Source organism: Streptomyces krungchingensis, from assembly GCF_054729265.1.
On sequence record NZ_JBPUKY010000001.1, the window covers coordinates 6,185,301 to 6,206,768 of the forward strand.

General features: G+C 71.9%; 20 protein-coding genes and 1 tRNA gene. 16 read left to right on the forward strand and 5 right to left on the reverse strand.

What is annotated here, in order from left to right:
* Positions 1-193: 193 nt before the first annotated feature.
* The 3 genes from ACSYGO_RS27230 to ACSYGO_RS27240 all read right to left on the reverse strand — a co-directional run bounded on the left by ACSYGO_RS27230 (position 194) and on the right by ACSYGO_RS27240 (position 4,825).
* Complete coding sequence (locus ACSYGO_RS27230; protein ID WP_306453571.1) at positions 194-853, reverse strand: response regulator transcription factor; 660 nt, start codon at positions 851-853, stop codon at positions 194-196.
* 890 nt (positions 854-1,743) lie between these two features.
* A complete protein-coding gene (locus ACSYGO_RS27235; RefSeq protein ID WP_435228223.1) occupies positions 1,744-3,108 on the reverse strand; it encodes a sensor histidine kinase in 1,365 nt (454 codons plus the stop codon).
* A gap of 457 nt (positions 3,109-3,565) precedes the next feature.
* A complete protein-coding gene (locus ACSYGO_RS27240; RefSeq protein WP_432174911.1) occupies positions 3,566-4,825 on the reverse strand; it encodes a sensor histidine kinase in 1,260 nt (419 codons plus the stop codon).
* A 447-nt stretch (positions 4,826-5,272) separates the two neighbouring features.
* On the opposite strand from ACSYGO_RS27240, the gene ACSYGO_RS27245 reads away from it, so the two are divergent.
* The 14 genes from ACSYGO_RS27245 (at position 5,273) to ACSYGO_RS27310 (ending at position 18,559) form a co-directional block, all read left to right on the forward strand.
* Entirely contained in the window at positions 5,273-5,686 is a 414-nt protein-coding gene (locus tag ACSYGO_RS27245; protein WP_028805147.1) for an NADH-quinone oxidoreductase subunit A, read from the forward strand.
* Complete coding sequence (locus ACSYGO_RS27250) at positions 5,677-6,288, forward strand: NADH-quinone oxidoreductase subunit B (protein ID WP_460387982.1); 612 nt, start codon at positions 5,677-5,679, stop codon at positions 6,286-6,288. Before ACSYGO_RS27245 ends, ACSYGO_RS27250 begins: the two co-directional genes overlap by 10 nt.
* Positions 6,285-7,877 (forward strand): NADH-quinone oxidoreductase subunit C, encoded by a 1,593-nt coding sequence (locus tag ACSYGO_RS27255; RefSeq protein ID WP_460387984.1) that lies wholly within the window; start codon positions 6,285-6,287, stop codon positions 7,875-7,877. Before ACSYGO_RS27250 ends, ACSYGO_RS27255 begins: the two co-directional genes overlap by 4 nt.
* The gene (locus ACSYGO_RS27260) at positions 7,874-8,842 is read left to right on the forward strand and encodes a complex I subunit 1/NuoH family protein (protein ID WP_426680589.1); all 969 of its coding nucleotides are present in this window, start codon (positions 7,874-7,876) and stop codon (positions 8,840-8,842) included. Before ACSYGO_RS27255 ends, ACSYGO_RS27260 begins: the two co-directional genes overlap by 4 nt.
* Positions 8,843-8,844: 2 nt before the next feature.
* Positions 8,845-9,471, forward strand: a complete 627-nt coding sequence (locus tag ACSYGO_RS27265; protein WP_426680590.1) for a NuoI/complex I 23 kDa subunit family protein — start codon at positions 8,845-8,847, stop codon at positions 9,469-9,471.
* Positions 9,468-10,130, forward strand: a complete 663-nt coding sequence (locus tag ACSYGO_RS27270; protein ID WP_426680591.1) for an NADH-quinone oxidoreductase subunit J family protein — start codon at positions 9,468-9,470, stop codon at positions 10,128-10,130. The genes ACSYGO_RS27265 and ACSYGO_RS27270 overlap by 4 nt, the downstream gene beginning before the upstream one ends.
* On the forward strand, positions 10,130-10,504 hold the full coding sequence (nuoK, locus tag ACSYGO_RS27275; protein WP_095936011.1) for an NADH-quinone oxidoreductase subunit NuoK: 375 nt from the start codon (positions 10,130-10,132) through the stop codon (positions 10,502-10,504). The genes ACSYGO_RS27270 and nuoK overlap by 1 nt, the downstream gene beginning before the upstream one ends.
* The gene (locus ACSYGO_RS27280) at positions 10,501-12,492 is read left to right on the forward strand and encodes an NADH-quinone oxidoreductase subunit 5 family protein (protein WP_460387987.1); all 1,992 of its coding nucleotides are present in this window, start codon (positions 10,501-10,503) and stop codon (positions 12,490-12,492) included. Before nuoK ends, ACSYGO_RS27280 begins: the two co-directional genes overlap by 4 nt.
* Positions 12,493-12,498: 6 nt before the next feature.
* Positions 12,499-14,076 carry an NADH-quinone oxidoreductase subunit M gene (locus ACSYGO_RS27285; protein ID WP_460387988.1) on the forward strand — a complete coding sequence of 526 codons (1,578 nt, stop codon included), beginning with the start codon at positions 12,499-12,501 and terminating at the stop codon, positions 14,074-14,076.
* Entirely contained in the window at positions 14,073-15,572 is a 1,500-nt protein-coding gene (locus ACSYGO_RS27290; RefSeq protein ID WP_432190260.1) for an NADH-quinone oxidoreductase subunit N, read from the forward strand. The genes ACSYGO_RS27285 and ACSYGO_RS27290 overlap by 4 nt, the downstream gene beginning before the upstream one ends.
* A gap of 213 nt (positions 15,573-15,785) precedes the next feature.
* A complete protein-coding gene (htpX, locus tag ACSYGO_RS27295) occupies positions 15,786-16,649 on the forward strand; it encodes a zinc metalloprotease HtpX (protein WP_432174906.1) in 864 nt (287 codons plus the stop codon).
* Positions 16,646-17,038, forward strand: a complete 393-nt coding sequence (locus tag ACSYGO_RS27300; protein WP_028805136.1) for a YccF domain-containing protein — start codon at positions 16,646-16,648, stop codon at positions 17,036-17,038. Before htpX ends, ACSYGO_RS27300 begins: the two co-directional genes overlap by 4 nt.
* Positions 17,039-17,047: 9 nt before the next feature.
* A complete protein-coding gene (locus ACSYGO_RS27305) occupies positions 17,048-17,941 on the forward strand; it encodes a barstar family protein (protein ID WP_460387991.1) in 894 nt (297 codons plus the stop codon).
* Positions 17,942-17,992: 51 nt separating this feature from the next.
* Positions 17,993-18,559: an SMI1/KNR4 family protein gene (locus tag ACSYGO_RS27310; RefSeq protein ID WP_460387993.1), complete on the forward strand. Its 567-nt coding sequence runs from the start codon at positions 17,993-17,995 to the stop codon at positions 18,557-18,559.
* Between the two features lie 231 nt (positions 18,560-18,790).
* Here ACSYGO_RS27310 and ACSYGO_RS27315 read toward each other — a convergent pair whose 3' ends face one another.
* Positions 18,791-20,041: an APC family permease gene (locus ACSYGO_RS27315; protein ID WP_460387995.1), complete on the reverse strand. Its 1,251-nt coding sequence runs from the start codon at positions 20,039-20,041 to the stop codon at positions 18,791-18,793.
* Positions 20,042-20,246: 205 nt separating this feature from the next.
* Between ACSYGO_RS27315 and ACSYGO_RS27320 the strand changes: the two genes are divergently transcribed.
* Complete coding sequence (locus ACSYGO_RS27320; RefSeq protein WP_028805133.1) at positions 20,247-20,513, forward strand: GlsB/YeaQ/YmgE family stress response membrane protein; 267 nt, start codon at positions 20,247-20,249, stop codon at positions 20,511-20,513.
* Between the two features lie 170 nt (positions 20,514-20,683).
* Here ACSYGO_RS27320 and ACSYGO_RS27325 read toward each other — a convergent pair whose 3' ends face one another.
* The gene (locus ACSYGO_RS27325; protein WP_028805132.1) at positions 20,684-21,172 is read right to left on the reverse strand and encodes a YajQ family cyclic di-GMP-binding protein; all 489 of its coding nucleotides are present in this window, start codon (positions 21,170-21,172) and stop codon (positions 20,684-20,686) included.
* A 202-nt stretch (positions 21,173-21,374) separates the two neighbouring features.
* Here ACSYGO_RS27325 and ACSYGO_RS27330 point away from each other — a divergent pair.
* A tRNA-Tyr gene (locus ACSYGO_RS27330) sits at positions 21,375-21,456 on the forward strand.
* Positions 21,457-21,468 lie beyond the last annotated feature (12 nt).

A 21,468-nucleotide genomic window follows, 5' to 3' on the forward strand; every position in this document is an offset into this window, starting at 1 on the left:
GGCCATTCACATGATGGACATCAATCTGAGACGGCCTGGCACCCTGACTTGTCATGATTTACCCGCCCCCCGGGTTCTTTCCTGGATGACGCTCCCGGCTCGTCCGTCGGTTCTGGGCTTGTTGTGGGCTTTTCGTGCGGCGGGGCCCGTGCTGCGCCGAGCCTCGCCCCATAACTGACACAGTGTCAGCCCGTCATGAGTTCAGGTAGGTGAGGACGGCGAGAACACGCCGGTGATCCCCGTCACTCGGCGACAGTCCCAGCTTCAGGAAGATGTTGCTGACGTGCTTCTCGACGGCTCCGTCGCTGACCACCAGCTGCCGTGCGATCGCCGAGTTCGTCCGCCCTTCGGCCATCAGCCCCAGGACCTCCCGCTCCCGGGGCGTGAGCCCGGCCAGCACGTCCTGCTTGCGGCTGCGCCCGAGCAGCTGCGCCACGACCTCCGGATCGAGCGCGGTGCCCCCCTGGGCCACCCGCACCACCGCGTCCACGAACTCCCGCACCTCGGCCACGCGGTCCTTGAGCAGATAGCCGACCCCGCGGCTGGAACCGGCCAGCAGTTCGGTGGCGTACTGCTCCTCCACGTACTGCGACAGCACGAGCACACCGAGGCCGGGATGCGCCTTGCGCAGCTGTACCGCGGCCCTGACCCCCTCGTCGGTGTGCGTCGGCGGCATCCGCACATCGGCGACGACGACGTCCGGCAGCGCGTCCTGCGCCGCGAACTCGGTGATGGTCTTGATCAGCGCCTCACCGTCGCCCACACCGGCCACGACGTCGTGCCCGCGGTCCGTCAACAACCGGGTCAGGCCCTCCCTGAGCAGCACTGAATCCTCGGCGATGACCACCCGCACCCTGTCCTCCACGATTCTCGGCCCCCCAGAGCCCGTCCCCGGACCGGACCGAGGGTGTCCCGGTCCGTCCGGGGTCCGCTCCCGGCCCGTGCCGGGTTCGTCCCCGCTCGTACGACAGACCCCAGCATTCCAGCATTCGGACCGGCCTGCGCCCGGGCAACGGGATTAGGGAGGCATGACTTCGGGTTTCGGCCGCCACGCGACCGATAATGATCACTGCGCGCCCCGCTGGAGCGCCGGTTTTCGGCCCGTCCCGGGCCAGAGGCGGAACCTGAGCGCATCCACCACCTCACGGGCCCACCCACGCGCGGAAGACCGCGCCGGTGAGCCCCGCGCACCTGGCCCGCCCTCGCCCACGGCCGCAACCCACTGCGGCCCGCACCCGGCGTCCCACGGAAGGGGCTGCGCCGACGGCCCCCGCGCACCCGGCCCGCCCTCTCGCCCACCGCCCCGACCCACTGCGGCCGTCCCCCGGCGTCCCCCGGAAGGGGCTGAGCCGACGGCCCCCGCGCACCTCACACGCCCTCTCACCTGCGGTCGCAACCCACTGCCGCCCGCACTCGCCCGCTCACGGAAGGGGCCGTGCCGGTGAATCAAATGCCCGTTGCGGACGGCGCCACCCACCCACCGAGGTCCTACCAGCACCGCCCCGCACAACGGCTGCAACGGGCGGATCACCGGCACGGACCCGACCCACCCACCGGACCGGAGGCGACCCACCCACCGGACCGGAGGCGACCCACTCACCCGACCCACCCACCGGCACGGACTCGACCCACCCACCGGACCGGAGGCGAGGCCCAGGAGAGCCACGGCCCGCCGGCCGCGCGAGGGCCGGCCGCGCGAGGGCCGACCGCGCGAGGCCCGACCGCGCGAGGCCCGGCCGCCGGTCAGCCGCGCCAGGGCAGCTCCGCCGTGACCCGGGTCGGCCCGGCCACAGGGGAGTCCACCACCAGGATCCCGTCCACGGCGTCGAGCCGCTCCGCGAGCCCCGCGAGCCCCGACCCGGCGGAGACGTCGGCCCCACCCAAGCCGTTGTCGGTGACCTGGAGCATCAGCCGGTTCTCCACCCGCCACACGTCCACCGTGGCGCGCGTGGCCCGGGAGTGCTTGCTGATGTTCTGCAGCAGCTCGGAGACGGTGAAGTAGGCGATCCCCTCGATCGCGGGGGCGGGCCGCGCCGGCAGATCGACCTCTACCTGCACCGGAACGGTGCAGCGGGACGCGACCGCGGACAGTGCCGCGTCCAGGCCGCGGTCGGTGAGGACCGCGGGGTGGATGCCGCGGGCCAGGTCACGCAGCTCCTGCAACGCGGTCTTCACCTCGCCGTGCGCCTCGTCCACCATCCGCGCCGCGGCCTGCGGGTCCTCCGTCAGCTTCTCCTTGGCCAGACCCAGGTCCATCGCCAGAGCGACCAGCCGGGCCTGCGCCCCGTCGTGCAGATCGCGCTCGATGCGGCGCAGGTCCGCCGCCGCCGTGTCCACGACCACCCCGCGGTCCGACTCCAGCTCCACCACCCGCGTCGCCAGCCGTGACGGACCGAGCAGCCCGTGCACCATCAGCCGGTCCACCGTCGTCAGCGCCCGCACGATCCACGGCGTGGCCATCGTGAAGAGCAGCCCCACCACCGCGGTCACCGCTATCTCGAACGGGTTGTCGAGGTAGACGGAGTGCGTCCCGTCGCCGTACAGCTGGAGCCCGCCCTGTCCCCCGTACATCGGGAAGAGCCAGAACCACAGCGGATAGGTGAGCATCAGCCAGCCGTACGACCAGAAGGCGAGCGCCACCACGAAGGAGAACACCGACCACGGGAACTGGACCACCGTGTACAGCAGGTGCCGCCACGACGTGCCGCTCTTGAGCATGGCGCCCATCCACGCGCCCGCTCCCCGCTTCTTCATCCGCAGCGGCTCCGGCTCGGCCACCTCGGCGCCGAGCAGTCCGCGTGCCCGCGCCCGCTCCAGCGCGCCGAAGCCGCGGCAGCCGGCGAGACCGGCGGCGAGCACCGGGATCCCCAGGAAGGTGACCAGCAGGCCGGCACCGAGCGAGACCATCGTGACGGCGAACGTGAACATGATGATCCCGAGCGGCAGGCTCAGCATCACGTAGCCGAGCTCACGCCAGCTGCGGGCCTCGACCGGCGCCCGCAGCGCGGTCGGGAGCCGACGCCGTCGCTCACCGGCATCCGTCCCCCGGGAACCGGGCCCGCCGCGGTACCCGTATCCCTGTCCGTACTCCGTGGACTCCGTGGCCATCGCCCCGTCCGTTCTGCTCGTCTCGACCCGCTCGTCGGCTGGTGTCTCAACTCTGCTGCTCACGGCCTCCCCGGACCATGGAGCGCGTCGGCGTCTCGGGGCGGGGGTTTTCCCTACCTCGGCCCGTGCGAGGCCCCGCACGGGCGTACGGCACGACGCCCCGCACGTGCCGTACGCGTTCCCCATGGCGTCGTCGAGCACGGGACCGCCGCCACCCGTGCGTGGGGCCGCCACCCGGGCCTCGCCGACGCCGGCACGTCAGGGGCGGATGGAGCCTCCGGGCGTGCGATGCCCCGGTGCGCGGATCGCCCTGGGGCAGGTGGCTCGGCCGGGCTCTTGGCTCGGCCGGGCTCGTGGCGGGGCCGGGCTCGTGGCTCGGCTGGGCTCGTGGCGGGGCCGGGCGTGTGGCGGGGCCGGGCTCGTGGCGGGGCCGGCCTGGACGCCGGTGCGCGGCGGCTCAGCGGACGGCGTCGTCACGCCGGTCCCGCCACGGCAGCTCCGCCGTGACGACGGTCGGGCCACCGACCGGCGACTCGATGACGAACAGCCCGTCGACCGCGCCGAGCCGGTCCGCGAGGCCCGCCATCCCCGTACCGCCGTCGAGACTGGCCCCGCCGCGGCCGTCGTCCCACACCTGTATGAGCAGCCGGTCGTCCGCCCGCCACACGTCGACGGACGCGGACCGCGCCCCGCTGTGCTTGCTCACGTTCTGCAGCAGCTCGGAGACCGTGAAGTAGGCGATGCCCTCGATCGCCGCCGCCGGCCGACTCTCCAGCTCGGCCGTCACCTTCACCGGCACCGTGCAGCGGGACGCGACCGCGGACAGCGCCGCGTCCAGGCCGCGGTCGGTGAGGACCGCGGGGTGGATGCCGCGGGCCAGGTCGCGCAGTTCCTGCAGCGCGAGCTTCACCTCGCCGTGCGCCTCGTCGACCATGGCCGCCGCCGCGTCGGGATCCTCCAGCAGCTTCTCCTTGGCCAGGCCCAGCCCCATCGCCAGGTTCACCAGCCGGGCCTGCGCCCCGTCGTGCAGATCGCGCTCGATGCGGCGCAGGTCCGCCGCCGCGGTGTCGACCACGACCCCCCGGTCGGACTCCAGTTCGGCGATCCGCCGCTCCAGCTCGTCGGACGGTGACAGCAGCCCGCGGACCAGGGCCCGGTCCACGTTCGTCAGCGCCCGCGCGACGAACGGCAGCACCGGCCACAGCACGAACAGCCCCGTGAGCGTCACCGTGAAGGTGACGATGCCCCACGGCAGCCGGATGAAGTCGTACAGCACCGTCCGCCAGCCCACCGGGTCCTTCAGGCTCGACCACAGCCAGCCGAAGAACCCGGTCCGGCGCACCGGCAGCGGGCTGGGCTCGTCGATCCGCAGCCCGAGCAGCGCCCGGGCCCGCGCTCGCTCCGCCTTGCCCAGCTGACGAGCACCCCGCAGCCCGCCCGCGAGCAGCGGCAGCCCGACGACCGTCACGGCGAGCCCCGCACCCGTGAACATCAGCGTCGCGACGTAGATGAAACCGACGAGCGCGACCGGCAGGTTGACCAGGAGATACGCGATCTCCCGCCACGTCTGCGGGTCGTAGGCGAGGCGTGCGGGAGGCAGGCTGTCGCCGTCGGGACGTCCGCCGGACGGGGCGTCGTCCGCCGTGCCCGGCGGGCCGCCCGGCACAGCGCCGGAGGTTCTTCCCGGCGGGCCGGTGAGCGTGATGCGTTCGGTCATATCCGCAAGCGTGCCCGGCGGCGCGCCGCGGCGCCATGAGGTGGGCCGCCCCGATGCACGGGGGAAAACCCCACCCCCGTCATGCCGGGACCCGCGAGCTCGCGGTACGCACCGGGATGTGCTCCCCTGTCTTCCCGCGTCCTGCTCTCCGCTTCCCCGACTCCGCCCCGCCCCCGGTCCGGACCGTCTTTGCCAAGGGACCGGCCCGCCTCCGTCGAGGGACCGGCCCGCCTCCGGTCCGTCGACTGCCCGCCTCCCAGGACGGGGCCGGGACCGTCTCCTGGCCCGGTCCTGCCCGTGCGGGGTGGTCCTGGCGTGACGGGCTGCTTACGGTCTCTTTAGCAGGCCCTAGACTCCCGTCCGTACAGATCGTCGAACAAGGCGCATCGCAGAGTGCGCGACGGGCGCACGACGGGGCGCAACAAGGTCAGGGAGCGAGGGGCTGACGTGCCGGAACCGACCGTAGTCACGGCGACCGGGGCCGTCGTCGCGGCGGACTACTTCCAGTCCTACTCGGTGGTCGGACTGCTCGCCGTCGTGGGCGTGCTCTTCGTCGCCGTCGCCTTCGGGGCGGGACGCCTGCTGCGTCCCGTGGTCCCCACCCCGGAGAAACTCCTGACCTACGAGTGCGGTGTCGACCCTGTCGGCGAGGGCTGGGCCCACACCCAGGTCCGCTACTACGTCTACGCCTTCCTCTACGTCATCTTCGCCGTCGACTCGATCTTCCTCTTCCCCTGGGCGACGGTCTTCGCCGCGCCCGGCTACGGCGCCGCGACGCTCGTCGAGATGTTCATCTTCCTCGGCTTCCTCGCCGTCGGCCTGCTGTACGCATACAAGAAGGGCGTCCTGGCATGGACGTGACCCCCTCGAACCCCGAGCCCGTGCTGCTTCCCGAGCCCAAGCGGCTCGGCGCGCTCGCCCGCCTGGCGCCCGAGCCGATGAAGGTCGTCCTGAACTGGGGGCGCCGCTACTCGCTGTGGGTCTTCAACTTCGGCCTCGCCTGCTGCGCGATCGAGTTCATCGCCGCGTCCATGGCCCGCCACGACTTCATCCGCCTCGGCGTGATCCCCTTCGCGCCGGGTCCCCGCCAGGCCGACCTGATGGTCGTGTCCGGCACGGTCACGGACAAGATGGCCCCGGCCGTGAAGCGCCTGTACGAGCAGATGCCCGAACCCAAGTACGTCATCTCCTTCGGCGCCTGCTCCAACTGCGGCGGCCCCTACTGGGACTCGTACTCCGTCACCAAGGGCGTCGACCAGATCATCCCGGTCGACGTCTACGTCCCCGGCTGCCCGCCGCGTCCCGAGGCGCTCCTCCAGGGCATCCTCAAGCTCCAGGAGAAGATCGCCCGCGAATCACTCGGCGAGCGCTACGGCTCTGCGGCGGACCGTCCGTCCGCCGCCGCGCTCCAGAGCGGCCTGGTGGAGCCGCCCGCCACGAACTCGGGGGAGGGTGACAAGTGACCGGCTGGCTCACCGCCCCCATCGAGGACCTCTTCGGCCCCGAGGCCACGGCCGACGAGTCGTACGACGTCCTGACGGTCGACGTGCCCCCCACCGCATGGCTCGCCGCCCTCGAGACCGCCCGGACCACGCTGGGCTGCACCTTCTTCGACTGGCTGAGCGCCGTCGACGAACCCGGCACCGGCTTCCGCGTCTCGGCACACGTCGTGGCGCTGTCCCCGGTGCGCCGCCTGCTGGTCCGTACGACCGTGCCGCACGCCGCCGCCACCCTCCCCTCCGCCGTCTCCGTGTACGCGGGTGCCTCCTGGCACGAGCGCGAGACCCACGAGATGTTCGGCGTGACCTTCGAGGGCCACCCCGGACTCGACCCGCTCCTCCTGCCCGAGGGCTTCGAGGGCCACCCCCTGCGCAAGGACTTCGTCCTGGCCGCCCGCGTCGCCAAGGCCTGGCCCGGCGCGAAGGAGCCCGGTGAGTCGGAACACGGTGGTCCGAAGCGCCGCCAGATGCTTCCGCCCGGCGTCCCCGACCCCAACGAGTGGGGCCCCCTCAAGGGCCAGCTCCCGCCGGCCCCGGCCCGCCCGGCCCGGGGTGCCGCCCGCGCCGCCGGTGACCGACCCGTACGCAGGGCCCGTACCGCGGGAGAGGGCTCGGCGAGCCAGACCGCCGCGGCAGCCGGTGCGGCTGCCGCAGGCGCTGCCGCCGCCGACGCGGAGACGCCGGCCGCACCCCGGCGGGCCCGCAGCGCGAGCCAGGGCTCCGCTTCACAGCGCACCGAAGCCCCGGCGCCCGCCTCGGACGAGGCGCCCGCGCCGGACCGGCCGTCGGCTCCGGAGCAGCCGGATGCCTCTGAGCGGCCCAGCGCACCTGCCGGGCCGCGCCGGGCCCGCAGCGCGAGCCAGGGCTCCGCCTCGCAGCGCGCCGCCGGAACCCCGGACGCCGCGGGAACCCCGGACGCCACCGGGCCGGCGCCCTCCGCCGAGGCGACGGCTCCGGCCACCCCTGAAGTGCCGGCCTCCGAACCGGCCACCCCCGAGGCGCCGGCGCCGACCGCCTCGCCCACGACTCCCGCCGCGGCAGCGAGGCCCACCGCGTCGCGCAGCTCGGACGCGCCGTGGCACCACGCCCGCCCCGCCTTCGACGAGGAACCGGAACGGAAACCGAAGCCGGAGCCCGAGCCGGAGCCGGAGTCGAAGCCGGCCCCGGGCCCCGCGAACGCCCCCGAGCCGGCACCGACGCCAGTTCCTGCCGACGCCAGCGAGCCCGATGCGGCGCCCCGGCCCACGCCGACACCCGAGCCCGAGACCACACCCGAGCCCGAGGCGAAACCGGCGTCCGAGGCGAAACCGGCGTCCGAGGCCGCCCCCGAGCCCGACGCGGCGCCGGAACCCGACACGGCACCCGAGCCCGACACGGCACCCGAGCCCGAGGCGAAACCGACGTCCGAGGCCGCCCCCGAGCCCGACGCGGCCCCAAAACCCCGGACCGCACCGGATACGGCACCCGGCGCCGCACCCGGTACCGGTACTGACACCGTCACCGGTACCGGCACCGACCCCCACCCCGACGACCCCTCCGGAGGCATGCAGTGAACGACGCTCTCGACGTCGCCCTGCGACTCCTCGTCGTCTTCGTCGTGTTCCTGACCTTCCCCCTGATCGTCGGTCAGACCGAGCACAAGGTGATGGCCCACATGCAGGGCCGCCTCGGCCCGATGTACGCGGGTGGCTTCCACGGCTGGGCCCAGCTGGTCGCGGACGGCGTGAAGTTCGCGCAGAAGGAGGACGTCGTCCCGACGGGAGCGGACCGGCGCATCTTCCAGCTCGCCCCCGCCGTCGCCCTCCTCCCGTACCTCCTCGTCCTGCTCGCCATCCCCATCGGCCCGGGCGAGGGCGCGGTCGGCGAGGCCGTCGACGCGGGCATCTTCTTCGTGCTCGCCGTGATGGGCGTCGGAGTCCTCGGCTCGCTCATGGCGGGCTGGGCCTCGGCCAACAAGTTCTCCCTCCTCGGCGGCCTCCGCACCGCCGCGCAGCTCCTCGCCTACGAACTCCCGATGCTGCTGACCGCCGCCTCCGTCGCGATGGCCGCCGGCACCGTCTCCCTGCCGGGCATCGTCGACGCCTTCGAGTGGTGGTGGCTGCCCTGGCAGATCGTCGGCGCGATCGTGTTCTTCGTGGCCGGCCTCGCCGAACTCCAGCGCCCTCCCTTCGACATGCCCGTCGCCGACTCCGAGATCATCTTCGGCGCGTACACCGAGTACACGGGTCTGCGTTTCGCCCTCTTCCTCCTCGCCGAGTACGCCGGGATCGTCGTCCTGTGCGGGCTGACCACCGTCCTGTTCCTGGGCGGCTGGCACGGCCCCTGGGGCGCGGACGGCCTCGGCTGGGTGTGGACCCTGCTGAAGACCGCGCTGCTCGCCTTCGTCGTGATCTGGCTGCGCGTCACCTACCCCCGCATGCGCGAGGACCAGCTGCAGAAGTTCTCCTGGACCCTCCTCGTGCCCCTCTCCCTCTCCCAGATCGCCCTCACCGGCATCGTCAAGGTGGTGATCTCCTAACCATGTCCCGCCTGTCGATCCCCGGCTCCGGCCTCGCCAAGGGGCTGGCCGTCACCCTCCGCACGATGACGAAGAAGACCGTCACCGCGCAGTACCCGGACGCCCAGCCCGAACTCCCGCCCCGCACCCGCGGCGTCATCGGCCTCTTCGAGGAGAACTGCACGGTCTGCATGCTGTGCGCCCGAGAGTGCCCCGACTGGTGCATCTACATCGACTCCCACAAGGAGACGGTCCCGCCCGCGGCCCCCGGCGGCCGTGAGCGCAGCCGCAACGTCCTCGACCGCTTCGCCATCGACTTCTCCCTGTGCATGTACTGCGGTATCTGCATCGAGGTCTGTCCTTTCGACGCGCTGTTCTGGTCCCCGGAGTTCGAGTACGCGGAGACCGACATCCACGAACTCACCCACGAGCGCGACAAGCTCCGCGAGTGGATGTGGACCGTCCCGGCCCCGCCCGCCCTCGACCCGAGCGCGGAGGAGCCGAAGGAGATCGCCGCCGCCCGCAAGGCCGCCGACAAGCTCGCCGCCGAGGAGGCCGCCGCGCAGGCCGAGACCGCGGCCCCCGCCCCGGCCGAGCCTCCGGCCGCGGACACCCCCGAACGCCCCGCGCAGCAGGACGGTGAGTCGTGAGCCTCGCAGCAGCCACGGCCGCGACGGCGCGGGCCACCACCGCGGCCGCCCAGAGCCACGGCTTCCTCTCCCCGACCGGCGTCGAGATCGCCTTCCTCCTCGTCGGCCTCGTCACCTTCGGCGCCGCACTCGTCACCGTCACCACCAAGCAGCTGGTGCACGCCGCGCTGTGGCTCGTGGTGACGCTCGGCGGTCTCGCCGTCGAGTACCTCCTGCTCACCGCCGAGTTCATCGCCTGGGTGCAGGTCCTCATCTACGTTGGTTCCGTCGTCGTCCTCCTGCTGTTCGGACTGATGCTCACCAAGGCGCCCATCGGCCGCTCGCCGGACGCCGACTCCGGCAACCGCTGGGCCGCGCTGACCGTGGCCGTCGCCGCGGCGGCAGCCCTGGTCTGGGTCGTCGTCGACGCGTTCCGCACGACCTGGGTCGACCTGGACGGCGCCCCCGCCGGATCAACCGAGGTGACCGGCGCGAGCCTCTTCCAGAGCTGGGTCCTTCCCTTCGAAGCGCTCTCCGTGCTCCTGCTCGCCGCCCTGGTCGGCGCGATCGTCCTGTCCCGCAAGGCGAAGGCGGACGCGGCGCCCACCCCGAGCGCCCGGACCGTCCCCGGCGCGCGGAACGCCCCGAACGGCCGGAGCGACAAGGAAGGGACCCGCTGATGCACCTCGCCTATCCCGCCGTGCTCTCCGCCCTCCTGTTCTGCACGGGCCTGTACGGAGTCCTCGCGCGCCGCAACGCGATCCTGGTCCTGATGTCCGTCGAGCTGATGCTCAACGCCGTCAACCTGAACCTCGTCGCCTTCGACGTCTGGCTCTCCAGGGCCGCGCGGGACACCCTGCACTCCGGCCAGGCCCTGACCCTGTTCACCATCGCCATCGCGGCCGCCGAGATCGGCATCGGTCTGGCGATCGTCCTCGCCGTGTACCGGGGCCGCGGCACCTCGGACATCGACAAGCTCCGCGACAGCGCCGAGCCGCACGGCCCCGACGAGGCCACCGTCACGGCAGACGAGAAGGCTGAGGCCACCGCGTGACCACCACCACCCTCGCCGTCCTCGTCCCCCTCCTTCCGTTCCTGGGCGCCGCGGCCGGACTGCTCCTCGGCCGCACGGCCCCCGGCTACGTGCGTCCCCTCGCGGTCCTGCCGTCCCTCACCTCGCTCGTCCTCGCCGTCCTCGTCGCCGTCCGTCAAGGCGGCGGTCCGGCCATCGACTCGCACACCGAGCTCACCCCGACCGGCTCCGTCCCCATCGAACTCGCCCTGCACATCGACGGCTTCGCCGCCCTCGTCGCCGTACTCGTCGGCGTCGTCGCCTCCTGCGTGCAGATCTACTCGACGGGCTACCTGCGCGACGACCCGCGCTACCCCTCGTACGCCGCTCTCGTCTCCCTGTTCACCTCCGCGATGCTGCTCGTCGTCTACTCCGGCGACCTGATGGTGCTGCTGGTCGGCTGGGAGATCATGGGCATCTGCTCCTACTTCCTGGTCGGCCACTACTGGGAGACCCCCGAGGCCCGAGCCGCCTCCATCAAGGCCTTCCTGGTCACCAAGCTCGGCGACGTCCCCTTCCTCATCGGCCTGTTCGCCCTCGCCACCGACGCCGGGTCCTTCCGCATCACCACGGTCCTCGGCACCGTCGCGAGCGGCGGACTGCACCATCCGACGCTGGTCGCCCTGCTGCTCCTCGCCGGTGTGGCCGGCAAGTCGGCGCAGTTCCCGCTGCACACCTGGCTTCCCGACGCGATGGCGGGCCCCACGCCCGTCTCCGCGCTCATCCACGCCGCGACGATGGTCGCCGCCGGTGTCTACTTCATCGCCCGGCTCCTTCCCGTCTTTCAGGCCTCCGCGGCCGCGATGGTCGTCCTCGCCGTCATGGCCGCCGTCACGATGGCCGGTTCGGCGCTCGCCGCGCTCGCCCAGGACGACATCAAACGCGTCCTCGCCTACTCGACGATCGGCCAGCTCGGCTACATGACCGGCGCCCTCGCCGTCGGCGACCGTGACGCCGCCGTCTTCCACCTCATGGCGCACGGCGCCTTCAAGGCCCTGCTGTTCCTCGCCGCCGGCGTGATCATCCACGCCTCCGGCACCAACTCGCTGGCCGTCATGTCCCGCATGAAGGGCCTGCGCGACCGCGTCCCGGACGCCTACTGGACGATGACCGTGGCGCTGCTCGCGCTCGCCGCGATCCCGCCGTTCAGCGGCTTCTTCTCCAAGGAGGCCGTCCTCGGCGCCGCCGAGCACGTCGCCACCGGTCACACCGAGCACGCCCCCGGTGCCGCGGGCTGGATCGTCCTCGTCTCCGGGCTGATCACCGCCGTGCTCACCGCCGCGTACGCCACCCGGCTGTGGCTGCTGGCATTCCGCGGTCAGGGCGCCGAGGTCCCCGACCACGGCAGGCAGCCGCTCAGCATGACCGCCGTGCTGTGGGTGCTCGCCGTCCCGTCGCTCGTCTTCGGTCTGGCGTACGGCACGCTGCCCGACTGGTTCGACGGCCGCGATCTGACACCGGTCCTCACCACCTCCGTCCTCGGAACAGGACTCGCCCTGGTCGGCGGACTGGTCACCTACGGCGCCTGGCGGCACACCACCGCGATGGCGGCGCGCGTGCCCCTCGGTGCCGTGGTGGCCCACCCGGACGCCGACGCGGGGACGGTCGAGGCCGAGGCCATCGCACTGCACGCGTCCGCGTTCGGTGACGTGGCCTACGCGCCCGACCCGGCGGACCCGGGCCGGCTGCTGCTCGGCCCGCTGCACCGCCACGCGGCCGTCGGCTTCCACCTCGACGCCGTGTACTCGGCGCTCTTCGTCCGGCCGGTCCGGGCCGGGGCCTCGCTCGTCCGGTTCCTCGACCGCGAGGTCGTCGACACCTACGTACGCGGTGCGGCGGCCCTACCCCGCTGGCTCGGCGCGGCCGTACGCCGCGCCCAGACCGGCAATGTGCAGACCTATGTGAGCGCGCTGCTCGCCGGCACCGTCGTCCTGGTGGTCGCCGCCCTCCTCGTCGCCACGGGAGCGTGAGCAGGCGTGATCGATATCAGTGAATCCGTGATGCAGATCCTTCTCGCGTTCATCGTCGTCGGCCCGCTCATCGGGGCCGCGGCGGCTCTTCTGCCCGCCCCGCCCGGGCTGAAGGGGAAGTCGCCCGACCAGGCCGTGCTGCGGCACGGGGTGACCGTCACCGGCGCCGTGCTCATCGCGGCGATCGTCCTCGCGCTCGGCTTCGACCACGACCAGCCGTCGAAGATGCAGGCCACGACGGACATCAGCTGGATCCCCGCACTCGACGTGCGCATCCACCTCGGTGTCGACGGCATTTCCCTCCCCCTTCTGGTCCTGACCGCGCTGCTGACCTTCCTGTGCGCGCTGTACAGCTACTTCAAGATGCCCGCGGGCCCGACCCCGAAGGCCTTCGTCGCGCTGCTGCTCGTCCTCGAGTCCGGCACCCTCGCGACCTTCGCCGTCCTCGACCTGCTGCTGTTCTTCCTCGCCTTCGAGACGGTGCTCATCCCGATGTACTTCCTCATCGCCCGCTGGGGCGGTGCGGAGCGCCAGGCCGCGGCCTGGAAGTTCATCCTCTACACGCTGCTCGGTTCGGTCGTCATGCTGCTGGGCCTGCTCCTGATCGGGATCAAGGCGGGCACATTCGACATGGTGGCACTCGCCACTGACAACGGCCGGTCGCTGACCACATCTGTGCAGGTCGTCGCCGTTCTGGCGGTCGGGATCGGGCTCGCGGTCAAGACGCCGATGTGGCCGCTGCACAGCTGGCTGCCGGACGCGCACACCGCCGCGCCGACCGTCGGCTCGGTCCTGCTGGCCGGTGTCCTGCTCAAGATGGGTACGTACGGATTCGTCCGGATCCTGCTGCCGATCACGCCGGACGGCATGCACACCTTCGCCCCGTACCTCGCGGCCTTCGCCGTGGTCGGGATCATCTACGGATCGCTGGCCTGCCTGGCCCTCGCCAGACAGGGCGCGAAGGGCGACCTCAAGCGGCTCATCGCGTACTCGTCCGTCGGTCACATGGGCTTCGTGCTGCTCGGCATCGCGACCATGACCCCGACCGGCGTGAACGGCGCGCTGTTCGCCAACATCGCGCACGGCCTCATCACCGGGCTCCTCTTCTTCCTCGTCGGGGCGCTGAAGGACCGCACGGGCACCACCGACCTCGACACCCTCGCCGAGGAGACCGGCGCCGCGCTCTACGGCAAGGCGCCCCGCCTCGGCGGGCTCCTCGCCTTCGCCGCCGTCGCCTCGCTCGGACTGCCGGGCCTCGCCGGGTTCTGGGGCGAGATGCTGGCGCTGTTCGGCGCGTTCGATCCCGCCGACGACCTCAGCCGTCCCACGTATCTGACCTTCATGGCGATCGCCGCGTTCGGCACCCTGCTCACCGCCGCGTACATGCTGGTCGTCGTACGCCGCGTCTGCATGGGCGCCACCCCGCAGCCGGGCAGCCCGAAGCTCGCCGACGTCCAGAGCTACGAGTTCGCCGCCTGGACGCCGCTCGTCGCCCTCACCGTCGTCGCCGGCCTGTGGCCCAGGGCCCTCCTCGGCCTCACCGACCCGGCCGTCCAGCAGCTCCTCGCAGGAGGCACCCGATGAGCTCCCTGGTCCAGTCCGTCGACTGGCTCGCCATCGCGCCGCCCACCCTCGCCGCGGTCGTCGGACTCGTCGTGCTCGTCGCCGACCTGTTCATCGGCGACGCCAGGAAAGCCGTCCTCGGCTGGGTGTCGGTGGCGGGCCTCGCCGCGTCCGCGCTGATGCTGCTGCCCCTGCGGGGCGGCGACCGCGCCACCTTCTGCCTGACCGGCGACGCCGGTGTCTGCAGCTACACGGCGGACCGGTTCACCCTCGTCATCCAGTTCCTCGTCCTCGGCGGCGCGCTCCTGGCCGCCCTGCTGTCGGTCACGGCCATCAAGGACGCCGACCGGGAACTCCCCGAGGGGGAGTACTGGTTCCTGCTGCTCTCCTCGGCCGCCGGTGCCGCCCTGCTGCCCGCCTCCCGCGACCTCGCGACCCTCATCGTCGCCCTGGAGGTCGCCTCGCTGCCCGCCTTCGCGCTCGTCGGCATCAAGTACGGCGACAGGAAGTCCTCCGAGGCGGCCCTGAAGTTCTTCCTGTCCTCGGTCACCGCGACCGCCGTGAGCCTCATGGGCATCAGCTTCGTCTACGCGACGACCGGCACCCTCTACCTCACCCGGATCGCGGACAAGATCCAGAAAGTCGACGGACAGTTCGACACCCTCGCCCAGACCGGCGTCGTCCTCACCCTCGTCGGCTTCGCCTTCAAGACGGCGGCCGTGCCCTTCCACTTCTGGGTGCCCGACACCTACGTGGGAGCGCCCCTGCCGATCGCCGCCTACCTCTCGGTCGTCGGCAAGGCGGTCGGCTTCTCCGGACTGATCCTCGTCACCGTCGTCGCCTTCCCGTCCTACGCGGACGTCTGGGGCCCGGCCCTGGCCGCACTCGCCGCCCTCACCATGACGGTGGGCAACGTCGGAGCCCTGCGGCAGCAGGCCACGCGCGCGTACAGCGCGGTACGCCTGCTCGCCTGGTCCTCGGTCGGCCAGGCCGGCTACCTCCTGGTGCCGATCGCGGCCGCCGCCTACTCCAAGGACGCCGAGAAGGCCATCGGCTCCACCGTGGCCTACGCCCTCATGTACGCCGCAGTGAACCTGGGCGCCTTCGCCGTGGCCGCCGTCGTCGGCCGCAGAAGCCGCCTGAACCGCGTCAGCGACTACCGGGGCCTGTACGCGCAGAGCCCCCTGTCGGCGCTGCTCCTGGGCTTCTTCCTGCTCTGCCTCGCGGGACTGCCCCCGGGCATCATCGGCCTCTTCGCCAAGGTCACCGTGTTCTCGGCGGCCGTCGACGCCGGGCTCGGCTGGCTGGCCGTGGTCATGGCCGTCAACGTCGTGATCGCGCTCTTCTACTACCTCCAGTGGACGACGCTGCTCTTCCGCGCCCCCGAAGGCGAGCCGGTCAAGCATCGTGTACCGGCCCCGCTCACGGCCGCGCTCGCCCTGACGGCCGTACTCGGCATCGCGCTGTCCGGTGCGCCCCAGCTGGTCCTGAGGTTCTCCGCGACCGGACTCTTCTGACCCGCACGGCCGCGGGCACGGGCAGCTCGCACCGCACCCACGCGCGCGTGGCCGCCGTCCGCCATCACCCGGACGGCCCACGCGCGCCGGTGCGCGCACAAGGGAACTAGTGCTCCCCGTCTGGCGTTGACCAGTACGGGAGGGTCCACTGAAGAGTGGAAGCAGCATCAGCAAGCAATGGGTTCCCCTGCCGCACCACTTGGAGGGCGTACCGTGCACCGCCGGCACAACGGGCTCAGGACCGCCGTACTCCTCGGGGGACTGTCCGCACTCATCATCGTCATCGGCAGTTTCTTCGGGCGTACCGGTCTCGTCGTCGCGCTGTTCGTCGCCATCGGCACGAACGCGTACGCGTACTGGAACAGCGACAAACTGGCTCTACGCGCGATGCGCGCCCGCCCGGTCAGCGAATTCGAGGCCCCGGCGCTGTACCGCATCGTCCGCGAGCTCTCCACCCAGGCCCGCCAGCCCATGCCGCGCCTGTACATCTCCCCGACGGACGCACCGAACGCCTTTGCGACCGGCCGCAACCCGCGCAACGCCGCGGTGTGCTGCACGGAAGGCATCCTGCGCATCCTGGACGAGCGCGAGCTGCGCGGAGTCATCGGCCACGAACTCAGCCATGTCTACAACCGCGACATCCTGATCTCGTCCGTCGCCGGCGCCCTCGCGTCCGTGATCATGTTCCTGGTCAACTTCGCCTGGCTCATCCCGATCGGCCGGTCCAACGACGACGACGGCCCGGGCATCCTCGGCCTGCTGCTGATCATGATCCTCGGCCCGCTCGCGGCGTCCCTCATCCAGCTCGCCATCAGCCGCTCCAGGGAGTACGAGGCCGACGCCTCCGGCGCCCACATCACCGGTGACCCCCTCGCCCTCGCGAGCGCGCTGCGCAAGCTCGACGCGGGCACCAAGCAGTTGCCGCTGCCCCCGGAGCCGCGGATCGAGACCGCCAGCCACATGATGATCGCCAACCCCTTCCGTCCGGGCCAGGGAATGTCGAAGATGTTCTCCACGCACCCGCCGATGGCGGAGCGCATCGCCCGTCTCGAGCAGATGGCAGGTCGCCAGCAGTGAAGACAATCCTGAACGTCATTTGGCTCGTCCTCAGCGGCTTCTGGCTGTTCCTCGGCTACCTGGCCGCGGGGGTGATCCTGTGCATCACGATCATCGGCATCCCGTTCGGCATAGCGGCCTTCCGCATCGGCATCTACGCGCTGTGGCCGTTCGGCTATACGACGGTGGAGCGCCGCGACGCGGGTGCCCCCTCCTGCATCGGCAACGTCCTGTGGCTGGTCCTGGCGGGCTGGTGGCTCGCCCTGGCCCACATCGTCACGGGTGTGCTGCTGTGCATCACGATCATCGGCATCCCGTTCGGCATCGCCAACTTCAAGCTCATCCCGGTCTCGCTGCTCCCCCTGGGACGCGAAATCGTGCGCACGGATCAGCCGTTCGCGTCGCGCTAGCGCATGGGCGTGGGGGAGGGGCCGCCGAGGTACCTGCTGCAGTCGTACGACGCGGCGGCCGCACTCGGCGGCACGGACGCCCAGGAGGAGACCTGGGCCCGGTGCGCCGACTGCGAGGGCCTGTTCGACGCCCCGCCCCCGCCCACACACGAGGTGCGAGAACCGCACGACGGCGCGTCACCCGACGAACTCCCTTACGGACGGCGGCCCGAACCGCCGGAGCCGCCTCTGCGGCTGCTCGGCTGCACTCCTCAGGGAGCCCTTCAAAGGGCTCTGAACGCGGGCGAGGAAGACCTGGGCCACGCGAACCTGCTGCGCCTCGACGTGCACGGCCGCACCGTCCAGACCGCCGTCGAGGGCGAACTCACCGCATGGATGCCCTCCGCACACGGCCCCGGCCTCGTGGACCTCACTCTCGACCCGTGGTCGGAGCGACCGCCGAGCGCGGCGTCCGAGGTCTGGGACCTGTGGTGGCAGGGCCGCCCGGCGACAGCCAACGCCTGGGCCCGCTGCGGGCCCGAGGCCCGCGCCTTCTGGCTCAGCACCGCCGCGGTGAACCGCACCGTCGGGCAGCCGGACACACCCGCCGGGACCACCCATCACCTCGACGGCCGCCACGTCACCGACGAGCACGGCTTCTTCTGCGCGCTCGGCGAAGCCGTGAACGGCCCCGCCGGCTACTTCGGGCGGGACCTCGGCACCCTCGACGAATGCCTGCGCGGCGGCTGGGGCGCCGCCTGGCCGTTCACACTCGTCTGGCACGACGCGGACGTCGCCCGAGCCCGCCTCGGCGCCGCCCGCGGCCATCGGGACGCCACCCCGCACCCCGGCCGACGCCCGCCCGACTTCGAAGAACTCCTCGCCCACCTCGCCGGAAGAGCCGTCGACGTCCGGACCGTCTGAGGGTTGTCCACAGGCTGCCCGATTGTCGGTGGCGCGCTGCATCATGAACTCATGACCGAAATCGAGCAGTTGCTGGCTCGGGTCTCCACCGAGGCCCGCACCACCCGGCCGTGGGGCTGGCCTTCGCTCCCCGCCCCCGTGGACCGGGCCGCGGTCGCCCGCGCCGAGGCCACCCTGGGCTTCCCGCTGCCGCCCCTGCTCGCCGCGCTCTACCTGCGTATAGGAGACGGCGGGTTCGGCCCGTGCTACGGCCTGCTGCCCCTGCTCGACGGCCCTCCGTCGGGCGAACCGGCAGCCGTCCCGCAGTACCTCGCCAACCGCAAGAGCGCCCGCAAGGACCCCGACTGGCCCTGGCCGGAGGGAATCCTGCCGATATCCCACTGGGGCTGCGGCATGTACGCGTGCGTGGACTGCCATGACCCCAGAGGCCCGGTCCTGCTCTTCGAGCCGAACGGCGACACGGCCGAGGAAGCCTGGTTCGTCGACTCACCCGACCTCACGACCTGGCTGCGCACCTGGCTCGACGGCACGGGCTGGTACGAGGAGGCCAACGACGGCGCGGACCTGGCCCTTTGGCCCGACTTCCGCATACGCACCACGACGGCCCAGGCCTCCTAGCCCGCGATACCGAGGCCCTACGCCGCCGGACCAGCCCCCTGCGCCGACCCCCGATCACGGGTCGCCGTCACGACCACGGGATGTCGCCCGCGCCGTCCGGTTGCGGGGCCGCCGTCACGACCACCGCGACATGGCCCGCTGCCGTACGACCGCGGGTCGCCGTCACGACACCGGGACGCTGCCCGCTGCCGTCAGATCGTGGGCCGCTGCCAAGTCGACCGCATGCCGCCGTCACGACGACCGCGACGCCACCCACCGCCGCACGCCGTACGCCAGCGCGCCCGCCCCCACCACGGCCGCGCCCACCACCACCGACACCGCGGGCAGGGCGAACGCGAGCGTCGCACACCCGATCACACCCACCACGGGCACGACCCGCTGCAAAGAGGCCGAACTCAGCGTCCACGCGGACGCATTGGCCACCGCGTAGTAGGCCAGCACACCGAAGGAGGAGAACCCGATCGCGCCCCGCACGTCCACCGTCGCGGCCAGCGCGGCCACCACCGCGCCCACGGCCAGTTCCGCCCGGTGCGGCACCTGGAAGCGTGGATGCACGGCGGCCAGAGCACCCGGCAGATGACGGTCGCGGGCCATCGCCAGCGTCGTCCGCGACACCCCCAGGATCAGGGCGAGCAGCGAACCCAGCGCCGCCACGGCGGCCCCCACCCGCACCACCGGCACGAACCCGGGCGCACCGGCCGCGCGGACCGCGTCGGCGAGCGGCGCCGAAGCACGGCCGAGCCCGGCCGGCCCCAGCACGGAAAGGACGGCCACCGCCACCATCACGTACACCACCAGCGCGATCCCCAGCGCCAGCGGAATCGCCCGCGGGATGGTGCGCGCAGGATCCCGCACCTCCTCGCCGAGGGTCGCGATCCGCGCGTACCCGGCGAACGCGAAGAAGAGCAGCCCGGCCGCCTGGAGCACCCCGCCCGCTCCGGTCGAGACACCGACGTCCAGCCGCCCGGCGTCCGAGGCGCCCGAGCCCAGACAGACGACCACCACGGAAGCGAGGACCGCCAGCACCACCGCCACGATCACCCGCGTCAGCCAGGCCGACTTCTGTACGCCCCCGTAGTTCACCGCGGTCAGCGCCACCACGGCCGCGACCGCCACCGCGTGCGCCTGCTCCGGCCAGACGTACGCCCCCACGGTGAGCGCCATCGCCGCACAGGAGGCCGTCTTGCCCACGACGAACGACCAGCCCGCCAGATACCCCCAGAAGGCACCGAGCCGCTCGCGTCCGTAGACGTACGTGCCGCCAGAGGCGGGGTACAGGGCGGCGAGGCGCGCCGAGGACATCGCGTTGCAGTAGGCCACCACGGCGGCCACCGCGAGCCCGAGCAGGAGCCCGGTCCCGGCCGCCCGGGCCGCGGGTCCCAGCGCGGCGAAGATCCCGGCGCCGACCATGGAGCCCAGCCCGATGACCACGGCGTCGCCGACGCCCAGAGTGCGCCGAAGTTCGGAACCGGACGGAGTCATGCGCCGCACCTTACTGATCAACGCAACCGAGCGGAGCCGCGGTGACGTCTTGTTCACCGAGGCGCCATCGAAGAACGGCACCGCACGACAGCACCGACACACGCGCAGTCCGCGCCGGAGACGAAAAGCGACGGCACATCCCGGCCCGACCGGAATCACAGGTCCGGGACAGCGTGGACACAGCGCGGAAGGGCAGGTTCAGGACATGGGCATCATCGGATGGATCATTCTGGGGCTGCTGGCCGGCGCCATCGCCAAGTTCCTCCTGCCGGGTCGCGACCCGGGCGGCTTCGTCGGGACGACCGTCATCGGCATCGCCGGCGCGTTCATCGGCGGCTGGATCTCGGCCCGCTGGCTCGACCACCCCATCACCAAGCACTTCTACGACGGAGCCACCTGGGCGGCGGCGATCGGCGGCTCGCTGGTGCTACTGGTCCTCTACCGCATCCTGTTCGGCGACTCACGACGCTGACGACGCGCGCCGCTGAGCACCCACCCCGAGACCGCGGCCAGCAGGCGAGAAGGGTGGGCACCCTTGGTGCCCACCCTTCCTCGTAGCCGTAGCCGTAGCCGTAGCCGTAGCCGCAACGGACCGGCCGACGGGACCGGTTGGCGCAGGCCACCGCCGCCGGCCGGCGACTGCTACCGGTAGTTCACGAACTGCAGTGCGAAGTCGAAGTCCTTGCCCTTGAGGAGGGCCTGAACGGCCTGCAGGTCGTCACGGCTCTTCGAGCTGACACGCAGCTCGTCGCCCTGGACCTGGGCCTTCACGCCCTTGGGGCCCTCGTCGCGAATGATCTTCGCCACCTTCTTGGCGTTCTCCTGGGAGATGCCCTCCTCGATGGAGGCGAAGATCTTGTACTCCTTGCCGGAGAGCTGCGGCTCACCGGCGTCCAGCGCCTTCAGCGAGATGCCCCGCTTGATCAGCTTGGTCTCGAACACATCGAGGATGGCCTTCACCCGCTCCTCGGAGTTCGCCTCCATCAGGATCTTCTCGCCGGACCACGAGATGGAGGCGCCGACGTTCTTGAAGTCGTAGCGCTGCGAGATCTCCTTGGCGGCCTGGTTGAGGGCGTTGTCGACCTCCTGCCGCTCGACCTTCGAGACGATGTCGAAACTGGAGTCGGCCATGTCCTGTGGCTCCTTGTATCGGGGTGCGTAGGGGCGGCCGTCGAGCCCGGCGTCGGTCCCCGGCCGCATCCGCATAAGCCTAGCCACCCCCCTCCCTCCGAGCGTCGATCAATTGGGTGGCGAAGCATCCCCGAGCATCAGGTATCGTTTACGTCGTTGCCAGGGAGCACCGCCGAAAAGCGGAGCTCACAGCAGCAAACCCGGCGGTGTGCCCGAGCGGCCAAAGGGAGCAGACTGTAAATCTGCCGGCTCAGCCTTCCCAGGTTCGAATCCTGGCGCCGCCACATGAAGGTAAA

Coding starts and splice junctions, on each gene's coding strand:
- ACSYGO_RS27240 (WP_432174911.1), bottom strand. CDS start 4,825: ATGACCGAACGCATCACGCTCACCGGCCCGCCGGGAAGAACCTCCGGC.
- ACSYGO_RS27250 (WP_460387982.1), top strand. CDS start 5,677: ATGGACGTGACCCCCTCGAACCCCGAGCCCGTGCTGCTTCCCGAGCCC.
- ACSYGO_RS27235 (WP_435228223.1), bottom strand. CDS start 3,108: ATGGCCACGGAGTCCACGGAGTACGGACAGGGATACGGGTACCGCGGC.
- ACSYGO_RS27265 (WP_426680590.1), top strand. CDS start 8,845: ATGTCCCGCCTGTCGATCCCCGGCTCCGGCCTCGCCAAGGGGCTGGCC.
- ACSYGO_RS27290 (WP_432190260.1), top strand. CDS start 14,073: ATGAGCTCCCTGGTCCAGTCCGTCGACTGGCTCGCCATCGCGCCGCCC.
- ACSYGO_RS27320 (WP_028805133.1), top strand. CDS start 20,247: ATGGGCATCATCGGATGGATCATTCTGGGGCTGCTGGCCGGCGCCATC.
- ACSYGO_RS27310 (WP_460387993.1), top strand. CDS start 17,993: ATGACCGAAATCGAGCAGTTGCTGGCTCGGGTCTCCACCGAGGCCCGC.
- nuoK (WP_095936011.1), top strand. CDS start 10,130: ATGCACCTCGCCTATCCCGCCGTGCTCTCCGCCCTCCTGTTCTGCACG.
- ACSYGO_RS27315 (WP_460387995.1), bottom strand. CDS start 20,041: ATGACTCCGTCCGGTTCCGAACTTCGGCGCACTCTGGGCGTCGGCGAC.
- ACSYGO_RS27325 (WP_028805132.1), bottom strand. CDS start 21,172: ATGGCCGACTCCAGTTTCGACATCGTCTCGAAGGTCGAGCGGCAGGAG.